Raw genomic sequence first — 15838 nt, 5'->3', positions numbered from 1 at the left:
ATCGGGCGCGGCCGGTGGGCTTACTCGGGGCATATCGGGTTCGGAGTCGGGGCAAAACGCGTGGCGGGAACGGCAGCGCCGATCGACCGGGCGGCTTCGCGCAGCGCGCGCACCACGGCGCCCGATGCGCGTACGTCGAGTGTGCCGCTCGCGCCGATGGCGGTGAGCGTGAGGCGAAGCTCGCCGGATGCATCGAGCACGGGCACGCAGACGCTGCTTACGCCAGGGCTGGGCGTGTCGATGGCCAGTTCGAAGCCGCGCCGGCGGATCGTCTCGAGCGTGGCGGCGAAGGCCGCATCGGCTTCGGGCTCGCGCGCCGGGTCGTGCGCGGCTCCCGCTTCCCCGGCGTAGGCGGGCTGGGCGGCCTGGCTTGCCCACATCGCATGTAGCGCCTCCGGCGAGAGGAACGCGCAGAACACGCGGCCCGTCGCCGTGCGCCGCAGCGACATCACCGTGCCCACGTGCAGGTTCACATGCAGCGGCAGGCTCGCATGCTCGTAGCGCACGATGGTGGGCCCCTGCGGCCCCGCGATACAGAGCGCCACGCTGCAGCCGAGCGCATGCGCGAGCGCCGCCGCACGCGGCACGGCTTCGCGCAACGCGGGTTGCTGGGCGAGATGCAGGAGCCCGAGGCGCAGCGCGAGCGGCCCCGGCTCGTAACGGCCCGAGAGCGCGTCGCGCTTGATGAGCCCGAGACGCGCGAGGCTCACGAGATACGCGTGGGCCTGGCCCGACGGCAATTCGCCGCTGGCCGCGAGGTCGCTGGGCGCGAGCGGCGAGCGCGCGTCGGCGAGCGCGCGCAGCAGGCGGCCGGCCACCTCCACGCTCTGAATGCCGCGCTGCGTGCGTCCGGCGGCTTCGGCGGCGGCCTCGTTGCCCGCTTCGGCCGCGTCCACGCGTTCGTTGCGACGTCTGTTCACATCGGGTTCCGGGTTCGAAAAGGGGTCCATGTTAACCGAACGGCTTGTCGCCCGGCCTTATGGCTTTCGTTAAACAATAGCAAGTAATTTCGCTATTGACAAACAAAAACACGGCGGCCTAATATGCCCTCACCCCGACATAACGCTGGATTGATTCAATTCGAAACGGGGCGAGACAAACGGACTGGCGCCATCGCGCCCGGTCCAGCCGCGCTTCGCCCCGCCTGTTTCCACAGACCCCCAACCGGTCACCACCGGCCCTGCTGGTCAAGGACCGCTGGCCCCCACGATACGGAGACTCACCATGGCAAAGGCGTTCGCATCCCAGGCCGACCTCGAAGAGAAAAAGGTCACGTTCACGCAGCTTTCCGAAAACGCCTACGCGTACACCACGGAAGGCGATCCGAATTCGGGCGTCATCATCGGCGACGACGGCGTGCTGATCGTCGATACGACGGCCACGCCGGCCATGGCGCAGGACCTTATCGCGAAGATCCGCAGCGTGACGGACAAGCCCATCCAATACGTCGTGCTCTCGCACTATCACGCGGTGCGCGTGCTGGGGGCTTCCGCGTACTTCAAGGAAGGCGCGCAGCAGATCATTGCGAGCCGCGGCACCTACGAAATGATCGTCGAGCGCGGCGAGGCCGACATGAAGTCGGAGATCGAGCGCTTTCCGCGTCTTTTCGCGGGCGTGGAAACCGTGCCGGGCCTCACGTGGCCCACGCTTGTGTTCGAGAAGGAGATCACGCTTTTCCTCGGCAAGCTGGAAGTGAAGATCGCGCATCTGGGCTCGGGCCACACGAAGGGCGACACAGTGGTGTGGCTGCCCTCGCAGAAGGTGCTGTTCTCGGGCGACCTCGTGGAATACGACGCTGCGTGCTATTGCGGCGACGCGCAGCTGGCCGACTGGCCCGCCACCCTTGAGGCACTGCGCGCGCTCGAAGCAGAAAAGCTCGTGCCGGGTCGCGGTCCCGCGCTCCTCACGCCCGCGGAAGTGAACCAGGGCCTCGACTATACGAAGGACTTCGTGACCACGCTGCTCGCGCAGGGCCGCAAGGCGGTGGAGCGCAAGCTCGACCTGAAGGCGGCGATGGCGCTCACGCGCGAGGCGATGGATCCGAAGTTCGGACATGTGTTCATCTATGAGCACTGCTTACCGTTCGATGTCTCGCGCGCGTACGACGAGGCGAGCGGGATTACGCATCCGCGCATCTGGACGGCGCAGCGCGACAAGGAAATGTGGGGCGCGTTGCAGGACTGAGGTGGGGTAAGGGCTGAAGCGCTGAGTTCTGCCGACGGCTTTGCATGGGGCAAGAGACACAACAATGATCGACTATCAAACGCTGACGTTCGACTACGCGCGCTGCCACGAACAAGGCGCGCATGCCGAACCGCGGGTGCATGCCGTGGCGGTGGTAGGCGCGGGGCCGGTGGGGCTCGCCACGGCCATCGACCTCGCGCGGCAGGGCATATCCGTAGTGCTCGTGGATGACGACTGCACCCTTTCCACCGGTTCGCGCGCCATCTGTTTTTCGAAGCGCTCGCTCGACATCTTCGATCGCCTCGGCTGCGGCGAGCGCATGGTCGAAAAGGGCGTGAGCTGGAACGTGGGCAAGGTGTTCCGCAAGGACGAGCTGGTCTACACGTTCAACCTGCTGCCCGAGAGCGGGCATCGTCGTCCGGCCTTCGTCAATCTTCAGCAGTACTACGTGGAAGGCTTCCTGCTGGAGCGCGCTCGCGAGCTGCCGAACCTGGAGATCCGCTGGAAAAGCAAAGTGACGGGGCTCGCGCAGCGCGGCACGCCCGGCACGGAAAGCGCGCACGTTGCGCTGAACGTCGAGACGCCGGATGGTCCCTATGAATTGCTGGCGCGCTACGTGGTGGCCTCGGACGGTTCGCGCAGCCCGCTGCGCACGCTGATGGGTCTCGACAGCCAGGGACGTACCTTCAAGGACCGCTTCCTGATCGCCGACGTGAAGATGGAAGCCGACTTCCCGACCGAGCGCTGGTTCTGGTTCGATCCGCCGTTCCATCCGAACCAGTCGGTGCTGCTGCATCGCCAGCCCGACAACGTCTGGCGCATCGACTTCCAGCTGGGCTGGGATGCCGACCCCGTGCTGGAAAAGACGCCCGAGCGCGTGATCCCGCGCGTGCGCGCGCTGCTGGGTCCCGATGTGAAGTTCGAGCTGGAGTGGGTGAGCATCTACACGTTCTCGTGCCTGCGCATGGAGCGCTTCCGTCACGGCAACGTGCTGTTCGCGGGCGACTCCGCGCACCTCGTCTCGCCGTTCGGCGCGCGTGGCGCGAACAGCGGCTTCCAGGACGCGGAGAACCTCGCATGGAAGCTTGCCGCCGTGCTGGAGCGACGCGCGTCCGACGCGCTGCTCGACACCTACGCGAGCGAGCGCGAATACGCGGCCGACGAGAACATCCGCAACTCCACGCGTTCGACCGACTTCATCACGCCCAAGAGTGCGGTGAGCCGCGTGTTCCGCGATGCCGTGCTCACACTCGCTCGCGAACATGCGTTTGCGCGTCAGCTCGTGAACAGCGGGCGGCTTTCGGTGCCTGCGGTGCTGCGCGAGTCGTCGCTGAACACCGCGGACGAAGATGCGTTCAGCGGCCTCATGGTGCCGGGCGCGCCCTGCACCGACGCACCGGTCGCGGATGCAAACGGCAAAGCGTCGTGGCTGCTTGCGCAACTCGGCGACTGCTTCAAAGGAGTCCTGTTTTGTGCAGCGGGCACCGCTCTGAATGTACAAACGATTGCGGCACTCGAATCGCTCGCAAAAGGCGCCGTACCCGCGAAAATCGTTGCGGTGCTCGAAGGTGAGGGTGCGGTGCCGGCAGGCCTGCCCCTGAACACGACTATCGTGCGTGACAACGCCGGGCTCGCTTCACAACGCTACGACGCGCAGGCAGGGACGTTCTATCTGATACGCCCGGACCAGCACGTTTGCGCGCGCTGGCGCCGCGTCGACGCCGATTGCGTGGCTAACGCGTTTGCCAAAGCGCTGTGCGTGGCAGGTACGGCGTAACGGCGAGTGGCTCGTACGATCGAATACAGGAAGGAGACAAGCATGCTCAACACTCAACCCAACCTCGCGCGACCCGACGACTTCTATGAAGCGCTGATCGACATGCATCGCGACCTCGACGACGTGCAAAGCCAGTCCGTCAACGCACAGCTTATCTTGCTGCTCGCGAATCATGTGGGCGAGCACGAGGCGCTCATGGATGCGATCCGTTACGCACGCGCCGGCGTGAACGCGCCCTCGTCGAACGGCACGGCACGCAAGCTCGCTGCATGAATATCAAGCACCTGCGCACGCGTTGCTCGGCGCCGAGCCGAGAAGCCACACGGCGAAGGCCCTGACGTTCGGCCCGTTGACGGTCGTGCCCACGAATGTCGTGGAAGGCCACACCGATAGCACGCCCATCTCGAACGCGAAATACGCGTCGAACTGGGAACTGTCTTCGGCGCGGGCTGGCGCGGTGGTGCGCTATCTGGTGGAGCGCGGTGTAGCGCCAGGGCGGCTTGCGGCCATCGGTCGTGCCGACAACTTTCCGCTCGTCGCCGGCAACGACGCCGCGAGCCGCGCGCAGAACCGGCGCGTGACGATTTTCGTGGAGTACTGAGGTTTTTCCGTTTGGCAGGTGCGGCCAAGGCCTGCTTTGCCGCGCCTGCCGCCACTTCGCTTTAGCTCTTATCGCCTTCGCGATGCATGGGTTGCGTTTCTTTCAGGCTTTTCGCGAGCCGCGAAGCTTCCACATAGCCCGGATTAGCCGGCCGCTTGAGGTAGCGGCCCGCGCCGCGCCGCGCACGCAGGTCGCCATTGGCCCAGACCAGTTCGCCTTGCGAGACCGTATGCGTGGGCACGCCGCGAACCGTCATGCCTTCGAACACGTTGAAGTCCACGTTCTGATGGTGGGTCTTGACTGAAATCGTGCGCGTGGCCTCCGGATCCCATACGACGACATCCGCATCGGCGCCGGCCTCGATCACGCCCTTGCGCGGGTAGAGATTGAAGATCTGCGCTGCGTTGGTGGAGGTAACGCGCACGAACTCGCTGGGCGTGAGGCGCCCTGTGTTGACACCCTGGTCCCACAGCACGGCCATGCGGTCCTCCACGCCGCCGCATCCGTTCGGAATCCTCATGAAATCGTCGCGGCCCATGGCCTTTTGCGAAGCGCAGAACACGCAGTGGTCGGTGGCGGTGGTATGCAGCAGGCCGCCTTGCAGGCCGCGCCAGAGCGCGTCGCGATGCTCCTTCGTGCGAAACGGCGGGCTCATGACGTGCGCGGCCGCACGCGTCCAGTCGGGATCGCGATAGACCGCCTCGTCGATCACGAGATGCCCGGCGAGGACTTCGCCGAACACGCGCTGACCTTCGCCACGGGCCCGGGCGATGGCTTCGAGTGCATCCCTGGCCGAAACGTGCACGATATACACCGGCACGCCTAGCACCTGGGCGATGCGGATCGCGCGATTGGCCGCTTCGCCTTCGACTTCGGGCGGCCGCGAGAGCGGATGCGCCTCCGGCCCGGTGAAGCCGCGCGCAAGCAACTGCCGCTGCAACTGGAACACGAGTTCGCCGTTTTCCGCGTGCACCGTAGGCAGCGCGCCCAGTTCGAGCGAGCGCGCGAAGCTGTTCACGAGAATTTCGTCGTCGGCCATGATGGCGTTCTTGTACGCCATGAAGTGCTTGAAGCTGGAGACCCCGTGCTCGTGCACGAGCAGGCCCATGTCGCGGTGTACGCTCTCGTCCCACCAGGTCACGGCCACGTGAAAGCCGTAGTCCGCCGCGGCCTTTTCGGCCCAGCCGCGCCACTCGCGGAACGCCTCCATCAACGGCTGCTTCGGGTTCGGAATCACGAAGTCGATGATCGACGTCGTGCCGCCCGCGAGGCCGGCGGCGGTGCCCGTGTAGAAGTCGTCGCTCGCCGTCGTGCCCATGAAGGGCAACTCCATGTGCGTGTGCGGGTCGATGCCGCCCGGCATCACGTACTGGCCGCCCGCGTCGACCACCGTCGCGCCCACGGGTGCTTCCAGTCCCTCGCCCACGGCCTGGATCGTGCCGTTTTCGCACAGCACATCCGCGCGCCAGGATTTGTCGGCGTTGATGACGGTGCCGCCTCGAATCAGGATCGCCATGATGCAATGTCTCCTTCGGTGAATGCCTTGATCGGCTAACCAGTGTGCCTACGCGCTCGCAATGCTCGGGCGCCGGCTCTTGCCGAGCTTCATCAGCACGCCGTAGACCAGCGCCGCGATCGCAAGTCCCACGAACCACGCATAGGTGTAGAGCTCCTTGAACGCGTCCGGCACGGAGGGGAACGCCGCGGGGAACGCGGTATTCAGAAAGCCGGGCAGATTCGGCAGCACGCCCGCGAGGAGCGCGATCACGGCGGCCGGATTCCAGCCGTTCGCGTAAGCATATTCGCCGTTCTCTTCGAAAAGCTGCGCCGTATCGAGCCGCGTGCCGCGAATCAGGAAATAGTCGACCATGAGGATGCCGGCCACGGGGCCGAGCAGGGCCGAGTAGCCCACGAGCCAGGTGAAGATATAGCCTTGCGTCGTGGCGAGAATCTTCCACGGCATCATCACGATGGCGATGGTGGCCGTAATCATGCCGCCCGCCTTGTACGAAATACCCTTCGGCCAGAGGCTCGAAAAATCGTAGGCCGGACCGACCAGGTTGGCGGCGAGGTTGCAGCACATGGTGTCGAGCGTGAGGATGACGAGCGCGATGCCTACGCCGACGCCTTCCATGCGGCTCGTGAGGTCGATGGGGTCCCAGATGGCCTTGCCGTAGATGACCACGGTGGCCGAGGTCACCACCACCGAGACCACCGAAAGCAGCGCCATCGGCACGGGCAGGCCCAGCGCCTGGCCCACCAGCTGGTCTTTCTGCGTCTTCGCGAAGCGCGTGAAGTCGGGGATGTTGAGCGCGAGCGTGGCCCAGAATCCCACCATGGCCGTGAGGCTCGGCCAGAAGGTGGCCCAGAACAGTCCGGCCTTCTTGCCGCCCGCCACGAATTGCGAAGGTTGCGCGAGCATCGAACCCACGCCGCCCGCCTTCGAACAGGCCCACCAGACCAGCGCGACGCACATCACCACCTTGATGGGCGCGGACCAGCTTTCGAGCCAGCGGATCGAATCCGTGCCGTGCAGGATGAAGTAGAGCTGTAATACCCAGAACAGCAGGAAGCAGGCGCCCTGGCCGATCGAGATGCCCAGGAAGGGCAGCGCGCCGCCCACGAGTGCGTTGTGCGTGAGGATGTTGGCGAGCGTGTAGATCGCGCTGCCGCCCAGCCACGACTGGATGCCGTACCAGCCGCAAGCCACGATGGCGCGCAGCAGGGCGGGCAGTTTCGCACCCTGGGTGCCGAACGACGAGCGCACGAGCACCGCGTACGGAATGCCGTACTTCGCGCCCGCGTGGCCGATCAGCAGCATCGGCACGAGCACGATGCTGTTGCCGAGCAGCACGGTGAGCACGGCCTGCCACGGCGACATGCCCTGCTCCGTGAGCCCGGCGGCAAGCATGTACGAGGCGATGTTCATCACCATGCCCACCCACAGGGCCGCGAAGTGATACCAGCGCCACGTGCGCTGCGCGACGCCGGTGGGCGCGAGGTCGTCGTTGTATAGCTCGCTTTCGCTGCGGCGCGCGCTCGCGTCGCCGGGTACCGCTGGCTGGCTCATGATGCGGGTTCTCCGTGGCTTGTCGTTGGTTGGCTGAATATCGGGCGGGGATCAGGCCGCCTTGGGATCGGCGACGCGCGCCGGATTGTTCGGATGCGTGGTCCAGTTCGCGTAGCGGCCCGAATCGACGCGCTCCATCGTGATGCACTGATCGACCGGGCACACATGCATGCATAAATTGCACCCGACGCAGTTCGCATCGACCACTTCGAAGTGGCGCTTGCCGTCGCGCGTGGCGGTGATGGCCTGGTGCGAGGTGTCTTCGCAGGCGATGTGGCACAGGCCGCACTGGATGCAGCGGTCCTGGTCGATGCGTGCCTTGATGTCGTAGTTGAGGTTCAGGTATTGCCAGTCGGTGACGTTGGGCACGGCGCGGCCGCGTACCGCGTCGAGGTTCGCGTAACCCTTGTCGTCCATCCAGTTCGAAAGGCCGTCGATCATGTCGTTGACGATACGGAATCCGTAATGCATTGCGGCGGTGCAGACCTGCACGCTGCCCGCGCCCAGCACGATGAATTCGGCGGCGTCGCGCCAGTCGGAAATGCCGCCGATGCCGGAGATGGGCAGCCCGTGCGTTTGCGGGTCGCGTGCGATCTCGGCCACCATGTGCAGCGCGATGGGCTTCGCGGCCGGCCCGCAGTAGCCGCCGTGCGTGCCCTTGCCGTCGACGGTGGGCAGCGGCGCCATGACGTCGAGATCCACGCCCACGATCGAATTGATGGTGTTGATGAGCGAGACGCCGTCCGCGCCGCCCTTGAGCGCGGCGCGCGCGCCGTGGCGAATGTCGGTGACGTTCGGCGTGAGCTTCACGAGGCAGGGCAGACGCGTGCCTTCCTTGACCCAGCGCGTGACCATTTCGATGTATTCGGGCACCTGGCCCACGGCCGCGCCCATGCCGCGCTCGCTCATGCCGTGCGGGCAGCCGAAGTTGAGTTCCACCGCGTCGGCGCCGGTGTCCTCCACCTGCGGGAGGATCCACTTCCAGTCTTCCTCCGTGCACGGCACCATCAGCGAGACGATCAGCGCGCGCTCGGGCCACAGGCGCTTCACTTCGCGGATCTCGCGCAGGTTCACTTCCAGCGGGCGGTCGGTGATCAGCTCGATGTTGTTCAGGCCCGCGATGCGCTGGCCGCGCCAGGTGGTGGCGCCGTAGCGCGAACTGACGTTGACCACGTGCGGGTCGAGCCCGAGCGTTTTCCAGACCACGCCGCCCCAGCCCGCCTCGAAGGCGCGGTTGACGTTGTAGGCCTTGTCGGTGGGCGGTGCGGAGGCGAGCCAGAAAGGGTTCGGCGATTCGATGCCGGCAATCGTGCAACGCAGATCGGCCATGGTGGGGCTCCGTGTAGATCGTTGTTCGGGGGTGTCCGCTTCAGGCCGCCTTGACGGCCTGGCTCGCGAGATAGCGGTCGATCGCCTGGGCGGCAAGCTTGCCGTCCTGCACGGCCTGCACCGTGAGGTCGGTGGCGCCGTGCCCCGCGCAGTCGCCGCCTGCCCATACGCCGGCGAGCGAGGTGGCGCCGTGCGCATCCACCGCGATGCGCGTGCCGCCGGCCGTCAATTGCAGGCCGTCGAGCCCTTCGGGTAGCAGCTTCTGGCCGATGGCCTTGAGCACCATGTCGGCTTCCACGCGCACGATCTCGCCCGTGCCTTGCAACGTGCCGTCTGCGGCGAGTGCGGTGCGCTCGAACTCCACGGCTTCCACGTGCGCATCGCCTGTGATGCGCACCGGCTTCGACCATTCCACGAGCATCACGCCCTGTGTGCGCGCGAATTCCTGCTCGGCCCAGGTCGCGCTCATCTGCGCCGCGCCGCGCCGGTAGACGAGCGTTACCTGCCCGGCGCCCAGCTTGCGGCTCTGCACGGCGGCGTCGATGGCCGTGTTGCCGCCGCCGATCACGACCACTTTGCGCCCGACCGGCAGCGTGGCGAGATCGTCCGCGGCACGCAGGCGTTCGATGAAGTCGACGGCGTCGAGCACGCCTTCTAGCGCTTCGCCTTCGACCCCGAGCGCCTGTGTGCCGCCGAGTCCCAGGCCCAGAAACACGGCGTCGCAGGTCTCTTGCAACTGCGCGAGCGTGATTTCGCGGCCGAGGCGCTGGCCCTGCCGCAGTTCGATCCCGCCAATGGAAAGCAGCCACTGCACTTCGCGCTGCGCGTAATCGTCCACGGTCTTGTACGCGGCGATGCCATATTCGTTGAGGCCGCCTGGCTTCTCGCGCGCATCGAAAACGGTGACGTCATGCCCCGCGAGCGCAAGCGTATGCGCGCACGCAAGGCCGGCCGGTCCTGCGCCTACCACGGCCACGCGCCGTCCGGTCTCGCTCGTGCGCCGGAAGAGTGGCGTGGCGCCTTCGGCTTCGCGCGCCATCTGGAAGTCGGTGGCGTGGCGCTGCAATGCGCCGATGCTAACCGGTTCGCCATCCTGATGATTTCGCACGCAAGCGCCTTCGCAGAGAATTTCGGTGGGGCAAACGCGCGCGCACATGCCGCCCAGCGGATTTGCGCTGAGGATGTCGCGCGCGGCGCCTTTCAGGTTGCCGTTGCCGATCTTGCGGATGAAGCCGGGAATGTCGATACCGGTGGGGCAGGCGGCGATGCAGGGCGCGTCGTAGCAATAGTGGCAGCGGTCGGCGGCCACGATCGCGGCATCGACGGAAAGCGGCGGCGCGACATCGGCGAAGTTGCAGCCGAGCTGCTCGGCACTGAGGCGGCCCGCGGCGACATCGGCCGCGGTTTTTTTTGTGGACTGGGACATCCGGGTGCTCCTTTCGAGGCAAAACACGGGTCCGCCGGCTCGCGCAGCGCGTGAGCCGGTACGTGGGGAAACGGGAGTGCAACGCGGCTCTGTGGCCGCCTGGCTTCGGTCTGGGTCGGATGTCGCGTTAGCCGGGCTCGCTTGCGCGTTCCAGCATGGCGTGCAACAGCACGTTCGCGCCGGCCTCGATCCATTCGGGCGTCGCGTCTTCGATCTCGTTGTGGCTGATGCCGTCGATGCACGGCACGAACACCATCGAGGTGGGCGCGACGGTAGCCAGATAGCAGGCGTCGTGGCCCGCACCGGAAACGATGTCGCGATTCGAATAGCCGAAGCGCTCAGCCGCGGCGCGCACGGACTTCACGCAAGCTTGGTCGAACGGAATGGGCGCGTAATAGAAAATCTGCTCGACCTGCGCTTCGAGCTTGCCCTGCTCCGCAATCTTCGCAATGCCTTCGCGCAGCTCTGCATCCATCTGCGCGAGAACGTCGTCTTGCGGATGGCGGAAATCGACGGTGAAGAACACGCGGCCGGGAATCACGTTGCGCGAATTCGGGTGCACCTGCATCATGCCGACCGTTGCGCACGCAAGCGGCGCGTGGCGCAGGCCGATCTCGTTGACGAACTGCACGACGCGCGAGGCGCCCAGCAGCGCGTCGCGGCGGCGCGGCATGGGCGTGGGACCCGCATGCGCTTCCTGACCGGTAAGGACAACTTCATACCAGCGCTGGCCCTGAGCGTCCGTGACCACGCCGATGGTCTTCTTCTCCGCTTCGAGGATGGGCCCCTGTTCGATGTGCAGTTCGAATGCCGCGTGAATCTTGCGGCCCCCGCACGGAATATCGCCCGCATAGCCGATGCGCTTCAGTTCTTCGCCGATGGTCTTGCCGTCCACGTCCTTGCGCGAAAGCCCGTAGTCGAGCGTGAACACACCCGCGAACACCCCCGAGGCCACCATGGCCGGCGCGAAGCGCGAGCCTTCTTCGTTGGTCCAGATCACGACTTCTACCGGATGCTCGGTCTCGATGCCGTGGTCGTTCAGCGAGCGGATCACTTCGAGCCCGCCCAGCACGCCATAGATGCCGTCGAAGCGGCCGCCCGTGGGCTGGGAATCGGCGTGCGAACCGGTCATGACGGGCGGCAGCGCGTTGTTGCGGCCCGCGCGCCGCATGAACACGTTGCCCATCTGATCGACGCTTACCGTGCAGCCCGCTTCCTTGGCCCATTGGACGATCAGATCGCGGCCCGTCTTGTCGAGGTCGGTGAGCGCGAGGCGGCACACGCCGCCCCTGGCCGTGGCGCCGATCTTCGCCATCTCCATGAGGCTGTCCCACAGGCGCTTGCCGTTCACATGGATCGCGGTGGTGAGCCCCGCTTCGCTGACTGCGTTCATGCGTGTCCTCCTTGCCTTGACTTGCGATGCTTCGCCTGCGCGGACATTTGCCGGCTGGCGAAGCGCGTTCATGTTCGGAAAGCGTGCATCTCTGTCATCATCTGGGGCGCGCTGCGCGAAGGCGGTGCATGCGCGGGGCGTCGTTGAAGTCCGCGAATTTCCGCTTTCGCGAATCCTGTCCGATTGGACAGGTTGTAGCCGATAAACTGCGCGAATTCAATGCGGTAATGCGAGCGAAAAGCGTGCCATCGATGCTGCATTGCGCGATGCCTCGTGCGCCGGTTGCGGCGACGCGCGCGCGGCGAAGCTTGCACTGTGGCTACAATGAAACCGTCGTCGCGAGGCCGGTGGCCCGCGGCGCCTTGTCTATCCTGAGCGGAACGAATGCCATGCGCGACGACGATACGACCCCGCCTGCCGCGAACCTTACGATGCGCGCTTCGTCAACGGACCGCGAAACCGATGACGCGCCGCACAAGCCGGCGCGCCGGCGCAAGGCATCGATACGGGCTTCGAACGAATCGCATCTGCTCGCGTGTGCGGAGGCCGTGTTCGCCGAACGCGGTTTCGAAGGCGCGAGCACGGCGCTGATCGCCGAACGCGCGGGCCTGCCGAAGGCCAATCTGCACTACTACTTTCCCACCAAGCTCGCGCTCTACTGGCGCGTGCTCGACGACGTGTTCGAAGAATGGAATGCGGCCGCCGACACGTTCGATGCGAGCGACGACCCGGTGATCGCCATCGGCGGCTACGTGCGCGCGAAGATGGCGCTGTCGCGACGCAGGCCGCTCGGCTCGAAAGTGTGGGCCAACGAGATCATCAGCGGCGCGGCGCACATGCAGGACATCCTGCTCGAGCGCGTGAAGCCGTGGATGGAGACGCGCGTGAAGCTCATCGAGCAGTGGGTCGAGGAGGGGCTGCTCGCGCCCGTCGAACCGAAGGCGCTGCTCTTCATGATCTGGGCGACCACGCAGCACTACGCCGACTTCGAAGCGCAGATCCGTGCGCTTGCGGGCAAGCGCGCGCTTTCGGCGGCGGGATTCGAGGCGACGACCGAAGAGGTGGTGCGCATGATCCTGCGGGCGAGCGGGGCGCGTGCGCCGCGCGAATAGGCGGCCCAATCAGCCGCCCAATCAGTAGCCCGGTCGTGCGGGTGTTTTTGCGGATGCCTGTGCGCACCCGCACGGGCGCGCTGCTCACACCTGCATTGACGGCACGTCTTTCATGCAGCGCAGCGCGAACATCGAGCGGCTGTGCCGGATCCCGGCGATGCGATAGAGCTTCTCGCGCAGGAAGCGCTCGTAGCCGGCCGTGCCGTCCACCGCAACCTTGATCCAGTAGTCGTACTCCCCGGACACCAGATAGGCCTCCAGCACCTCGGGCAGCGCCGCGAGCGCTTCGCCGAAGCGCGCGAGCGCGTCGTCTTCGTGGCGGTCCAGCGTCACTTCCAGAATCACGATGTCCGCGTAACCCAGTTTCTTCTGGTTCACGAGCGCGACGTAGCCGTCGATATAGCCATCCGCTTCGAGCTGGCGCGTGCGGTTCCAGCAGGCCGTGGTGGACATGCCCACCTGCTCGGCGAGTTCGGCATTGGAGAGGCGCGCGTTCTTCTGCAGCGCGCGCAGGATCTTGTGGTCCTGGCTGTCTGGCGTTCGGGCGGGGCGTTCGCGGGCGGTCATTGTCGAAGAAGAATCGTATTCAGTGAAATGCGATTCTAGCGGAAGAACGTTCTGGAATTTTGCGGGACTGGCCATTAAACAGGAAGCCTTTCCCGCAATCCGGCCGGTATATTTTCCAACGTGCCTTCAAGCCCGGCACGACCCGCACGGCCATCTCGCCGGTGCGGGGCGCGCCGCCGCAGCCACGAGCCGCGGCGGACCGTCAGGCCGGATTGCCGTCGATCCCGCCGGCCGCCGGGCGTTTCACGCGAACCCTGCGTCAGGAGGAGCGTCCGACGGGCCTGAAGGCATGCACACGCCGTCTTACCTGTACTTCCCGTAGAACAAAAACGATGTCGATCCAGCTGTATCTGTCTTTTCTCGTCGCCGCGCTCGTGCTGGTCTATACGCCCGGTCCCGTGAACGTTCTCACCATGAGCCACGCCCTGCAGGCCGGCTGGCGGCGCGCCTTGCCCTGCGTCTGGGGCGGCACACTGGCCGTGCTGCTGCAACTCGCGCTCACCGCATTGTGTCTCAATTCGCTGCTGCTGGTCAGTGAGCATTCGCTAACCGTGCTGCGCTGGGTGGGCGCGGCTTACCTCGTGTGGCTGGGTTGCAAGCAATGGCGCAGCCGCGCGCTCGCGGGCGCCGATACCCCCGCCGAGGCCTCCGGCGCAAGCCGACGCGAACTGTTCTGGCGCGGTTTCGCCACTTCGGGGCTCAATCCGAAAACGCTGCTGTTCTTTCCCTCGTTTTTCCCGCAGTTCATGAGCGCGGACGCGGGCTGGAGCGCCAATCGTCAATATCTGCTGCTGGCGGCGACCTTCGCGGTCGTGTTTGCGGGCGGGGTGGCGTCGATGGCGCTGTTCTCGCACCGGCTGCGGCACGTGCTGCAGCGGCCTAAGCGCATGCGCGCGGTGAACCGGCTGATGGGCAGCCTGCTCGTGGGGATGGGGGCGATGATGGCGGGGCTGCGCTGACGCGAGCGGCCCAGTGGCCCCGCGGGCCGGGGCGGCGGTTAGTGGGCGCTCGCTCCGTTTGCCTGCTTACCCTGCTTCGCTCGGCACCGTCCCGTGCGGTCAGTTCAAGGGGTGGCCGGAGCCGTGGTGGGCGCCTGCGCACCGTTGGCGCCGCTTGCGGGCATCGCGGCCGCCGGTGCGGCCATGGTGGCCGGAGTTGCCGCCGAAGCGAGCGTCGTGGTGCTGCTGGCGAAGAGCGGCGGTTCGGCGGATGCCTGGGCCGGGGCAGCCGTGCCCGTCGTCATGGCCGCCGGGCTGGCTGCTGGGGTAAGGGCCGGCGTGAGCGTCGGCGCCGGCAGCGCATTGCTGCCCGAAGCCGGTGCGACCGGTACCGGGAGCGCCACGCCGGTCGCGGCGCCGGTGTGCGCGACCGAAGGCTGCGTTGCCTCGGTGCCCGGAGTCACGGGCAGCGCCGCGGGATGCACGGCCACGACATTCGCGGGTGCGACCGGCGGCACCGAGGTCGGCACCGGCGAGGGCGCCGCGACGGTGGCCGGCATCGTCACCGGCGCGGTCGCGGGCATCGTCACCGGCGGCAGCGGCGTGATCTTGATCCCGCCGTCGCCCGGCACCGGCTCGCTGCGCACGGCGGTGGCGAGATAACGCCCCACGAGTTCGAAGAAGCGATCGTAGAACCCGCTCGACTGGATCGTCTCGCTCGAAATCTTGACCATCGAGTCGCTGTTCGAGCGGATCGGCAGCGAGACCGAACCGAGGATCGACAGCCCCACGCTTGCCGAGGTGTCGCTCTTCTTCAGCGCATAGCCGCTTTGCACCGCGTTCACATAGACCATGCTCGTGTTCGACGAGTCGCCGGGCGTGCAGACCACGTGCACCTCCACGACGATGTGCGAATCGGCGTCGGGCTGGAAGTCCTTGCTCGCGTCCACCGTGTCGCTGTGCGGCATCGTCGTCATGTAGCCCTGGCTCAGCAGGGCGCGGCGCGCGCCTTCGCAGGCATCGGCGCCGGGGTAGCCGAAGCCGCGCGAAAACTGGTTGGGCGCGGTGCTCAGCAACTGGTCCTCCTGGAACTTCGGTTGCGAGGACGAGCATGCGCCAAGCCCCACCACAGCGGCGGTGGCGACAGTAAGGCTAAGGGCTGCGAGCGGGCTCGGCAGGTACGGGGCGACTCTGGAAAAGCGGGGCATGTTTCGGACCGGACTCTACGGCGATACATCGGGACGGCATGCATTGTAGTTCGGTTCCGCTTTGCGTGACGAAAGCGTCTTTTGCGCTCGGACCCCGTGAAAGCCGGCCGAAGGCCCGTCGTAGGGCGCTGCCGCGTGTGTCGCGAGCGCCGCTGCAACGAAAAAGGGCGTCCCGACCCGGTCGGAACGCCCTTTCGCGCGAGCGGGGCTTCAACCGGCTACACCAGTCGAAG

At 66.4% G+C, this 15838-nt stretch carries 14 protein-coding genes; 6 read left to right on the top strand and 8 right to left on the bottom strand.

The window, feature by feature from the left end:
• Positions 1 to 20: 20 nt before the first annotated feature.
• On the bottom strand, positions 21 to 920 hold the full coding sequence (locus U5760_RS10465; RefSeq protein ID WP_415914074.1) for an IclR family transcriptional regulator: 900 nt from the start codon (positions 918 to 920) through the stop codon (positions 21 to 23).
• A 304-nt stretch (positions 921 to 1224) separates the two neighbouring features.
• Between U5760_RS10465 and U5760_RS10460 the strand changes: the two genes are divergently transcribed.
• The 4 genes from U5760_RS10460 to U5760_RS10445 all read left to right on the top strand — a co-directional run bounded on the left by U5760_RS10460 (position 1225) and on the right by U5760_RS10445 (position 4562).
• Positions 1225 to 2184, top strand: coding sequence for an MBL fold metallo-hydrolase (locus tag U5760_RS10460; protein WP_322011547.1), 960 nt, complete (start codon positions 1225 to 1227; stop codon positions 2182 to 2184).
• A 64-nt stretch (positions 2185 to 2248) separates the two neighbouring features.
• Positions 2249 to 3961 (top strand): FAD-dependent oxidoreductase, encoded by a 1713-nt coding sequence (locus U5760_RS10455; protein WP_322011546.1) that lies wholly within the window; start codon positions 2249 to 2251, stop codon positions 3959 to 3961.
• A 42-nt stretch (positions 3962 to 4003) separates the two neighbouring features.
• Positions 4004 to 4234, top strand: coding sequence for a DUF2783 domain-containing protein (locus U5760_RS10450; RefSeq protein ID WP_322011545.1), 231 nt, complete (start codon positions 4004 to 4006; stop codon positions 4232 to 4234).
• A gap of 61 nt (positions 4235 to 4295) precedes the next feature.
• Complete coding sequence (locus tag U5760_RS10445; protein WP_415914083.1) at positions 4296 to 4562, top strand: flagellar motor protein MotB; 267 nt, start codon at positions 4296 to 4298, stop codon at positions 4560 to 4562.
• Between the two features lie 61 nt (positions 4563 to 4623).
• Here the strand turns inward: U5760_RS10445 and hydA are convergent, their stop codons facing one another.
• From hydA to U5760_RS10420, 5 genes are all read right to left on the bottom strand, one after another.
• A complete protein-coding gene (hydA, locus tag U5760_RS10440) occupies positions 4624 to 6078 on the bottom strand; it encodes a dihydropyrimidinase (RefSeq protein WP_322011544.1) in 1455 nt (484 codons plus the stop codon).
• Between the two features lie 48 nt (positions 6079 to 6126).
• A complete protein-coding gene (locus U5760_RS10435) occupies positions 6127 to 7632 on the bottom strand; it encodes an NCS1 family nucleobase:cation symporter-1 (RefSeq protein ID WP_322011543.1) in 1506 nt (501 codons plus the stop codon).
• Between the two features lie 51 nt (positions 7633 to 7683).
• Positions 7684 to 8961, bottom strand: coding sequence for an NAD-dependent dihydropyrimidine dehydrogenase subunit PreA (preA, locus tag U5760_RS10430; protein WP_322011541.1), 1278 nt, complete (start codon positions 8959 to 8961; stop codon positions 7684 to 7686).
• A gap of 40 nt (positions 8962 to 9001) precedes the next feature.
• Entirely contained in the window at positions 9002 to 10387 is a 1386-nt protein-coding gene (locus U5760_RS10425) for an NAD(P)-dependent oxidoreductase (protein WP_322011539.1), read from the bottom strand.
• A gap of 127 nt (positions 10388 to 10514) precedes the next feature.
• Complete coding sequence (locus U5760_RS10420; protein ID WP_322011538.1) at positions 10515 to 11780, bottom strand: Zn-dependent hydrolase; 1266 nt, start codon at positions 11778 to 11780, stop codon at positions 10515 to 10517.
• Between the two features lie 389 nt (positions 11781 to 12169).
• On the opposite strand from U5760_RS10420, the gene U5760_RS10415 reads away from it, so the two are divergent.
• The gene (locus U5760_RS10415; RefSeq protein WP_322011537.1) at positions 12170 to 12892 is read left to right on the top strand and encodes a TetR/AcrR family transcriptional regulator; all 723 of its coding nucleotides are present in this window, start codon (positions 12170 to 12172) and stop codon (positions 12890 to 12892) included.
• 84 nt (positions 12893 to 12976) lie between these two features.
• On the opposite strand, the gene U5760_RS10410 is transcribed toward U5760_RS10415, so the two are convergent.
• Positions 12977 to 13459: an Lrp/AsnC family transcriptional regulator gene (locus U5760_RS10410; protein ID WP_322011536.1), complete on the bottom strand. Its 483-nt coding sequence runs from the start codon at positions 13457 to 13459 to the stop codon at positions 12977 to 12979.
• Positions 13460 to 13791: 332 nt separating this feature from the next.
• On the opposite strand from U5760_RS10410, the gene U5760_RS10405 reads away from it, so the two are divergent.
• Positions 13792 to 14418, top strand: a complete 627-nt coding sequence (locus U5760_RS10405) for a LysE family translocator (protein ID WP_322011534.1) — start codon at positions 13792 to 13794, stop codon at positions 14416 to 14418.
• Between the two features lie 104 nt (positions 14419 to 14522).
• On the opposite strand, the gene U5760_RS10400 is transcribed toward U5760_RS10405, so the two are convergent.
• Positions 14523 to 15605: a DUF2242 domain-containing protein gene (locus tag U5760_RS10400; RefSeq protein ID WP_322011532.1), complete on the bottom strand. Its 1083-nt coding sequence runs from the start codon at positions 15603 to 15605 to the stop codon at positions 14523 to 14525.
• Positions 15606 to 15838 lie beyond the last annotated feature (233 nt).

Source organism: Paraburkholderia sp. J12, assembly GCF_905220215.1.
Taxonomy (GTDB): Bacteria; Pseudomonadota; Gammaproteobacteria; order Burkholderiales; family Burkholderiaceae; genus Paraburkholderia.
The sequence above is the reverse complement of the archived record's forward strand: the minus strand, read 5'-3'. Positions and strand labels throughout refer to the sequence as shown.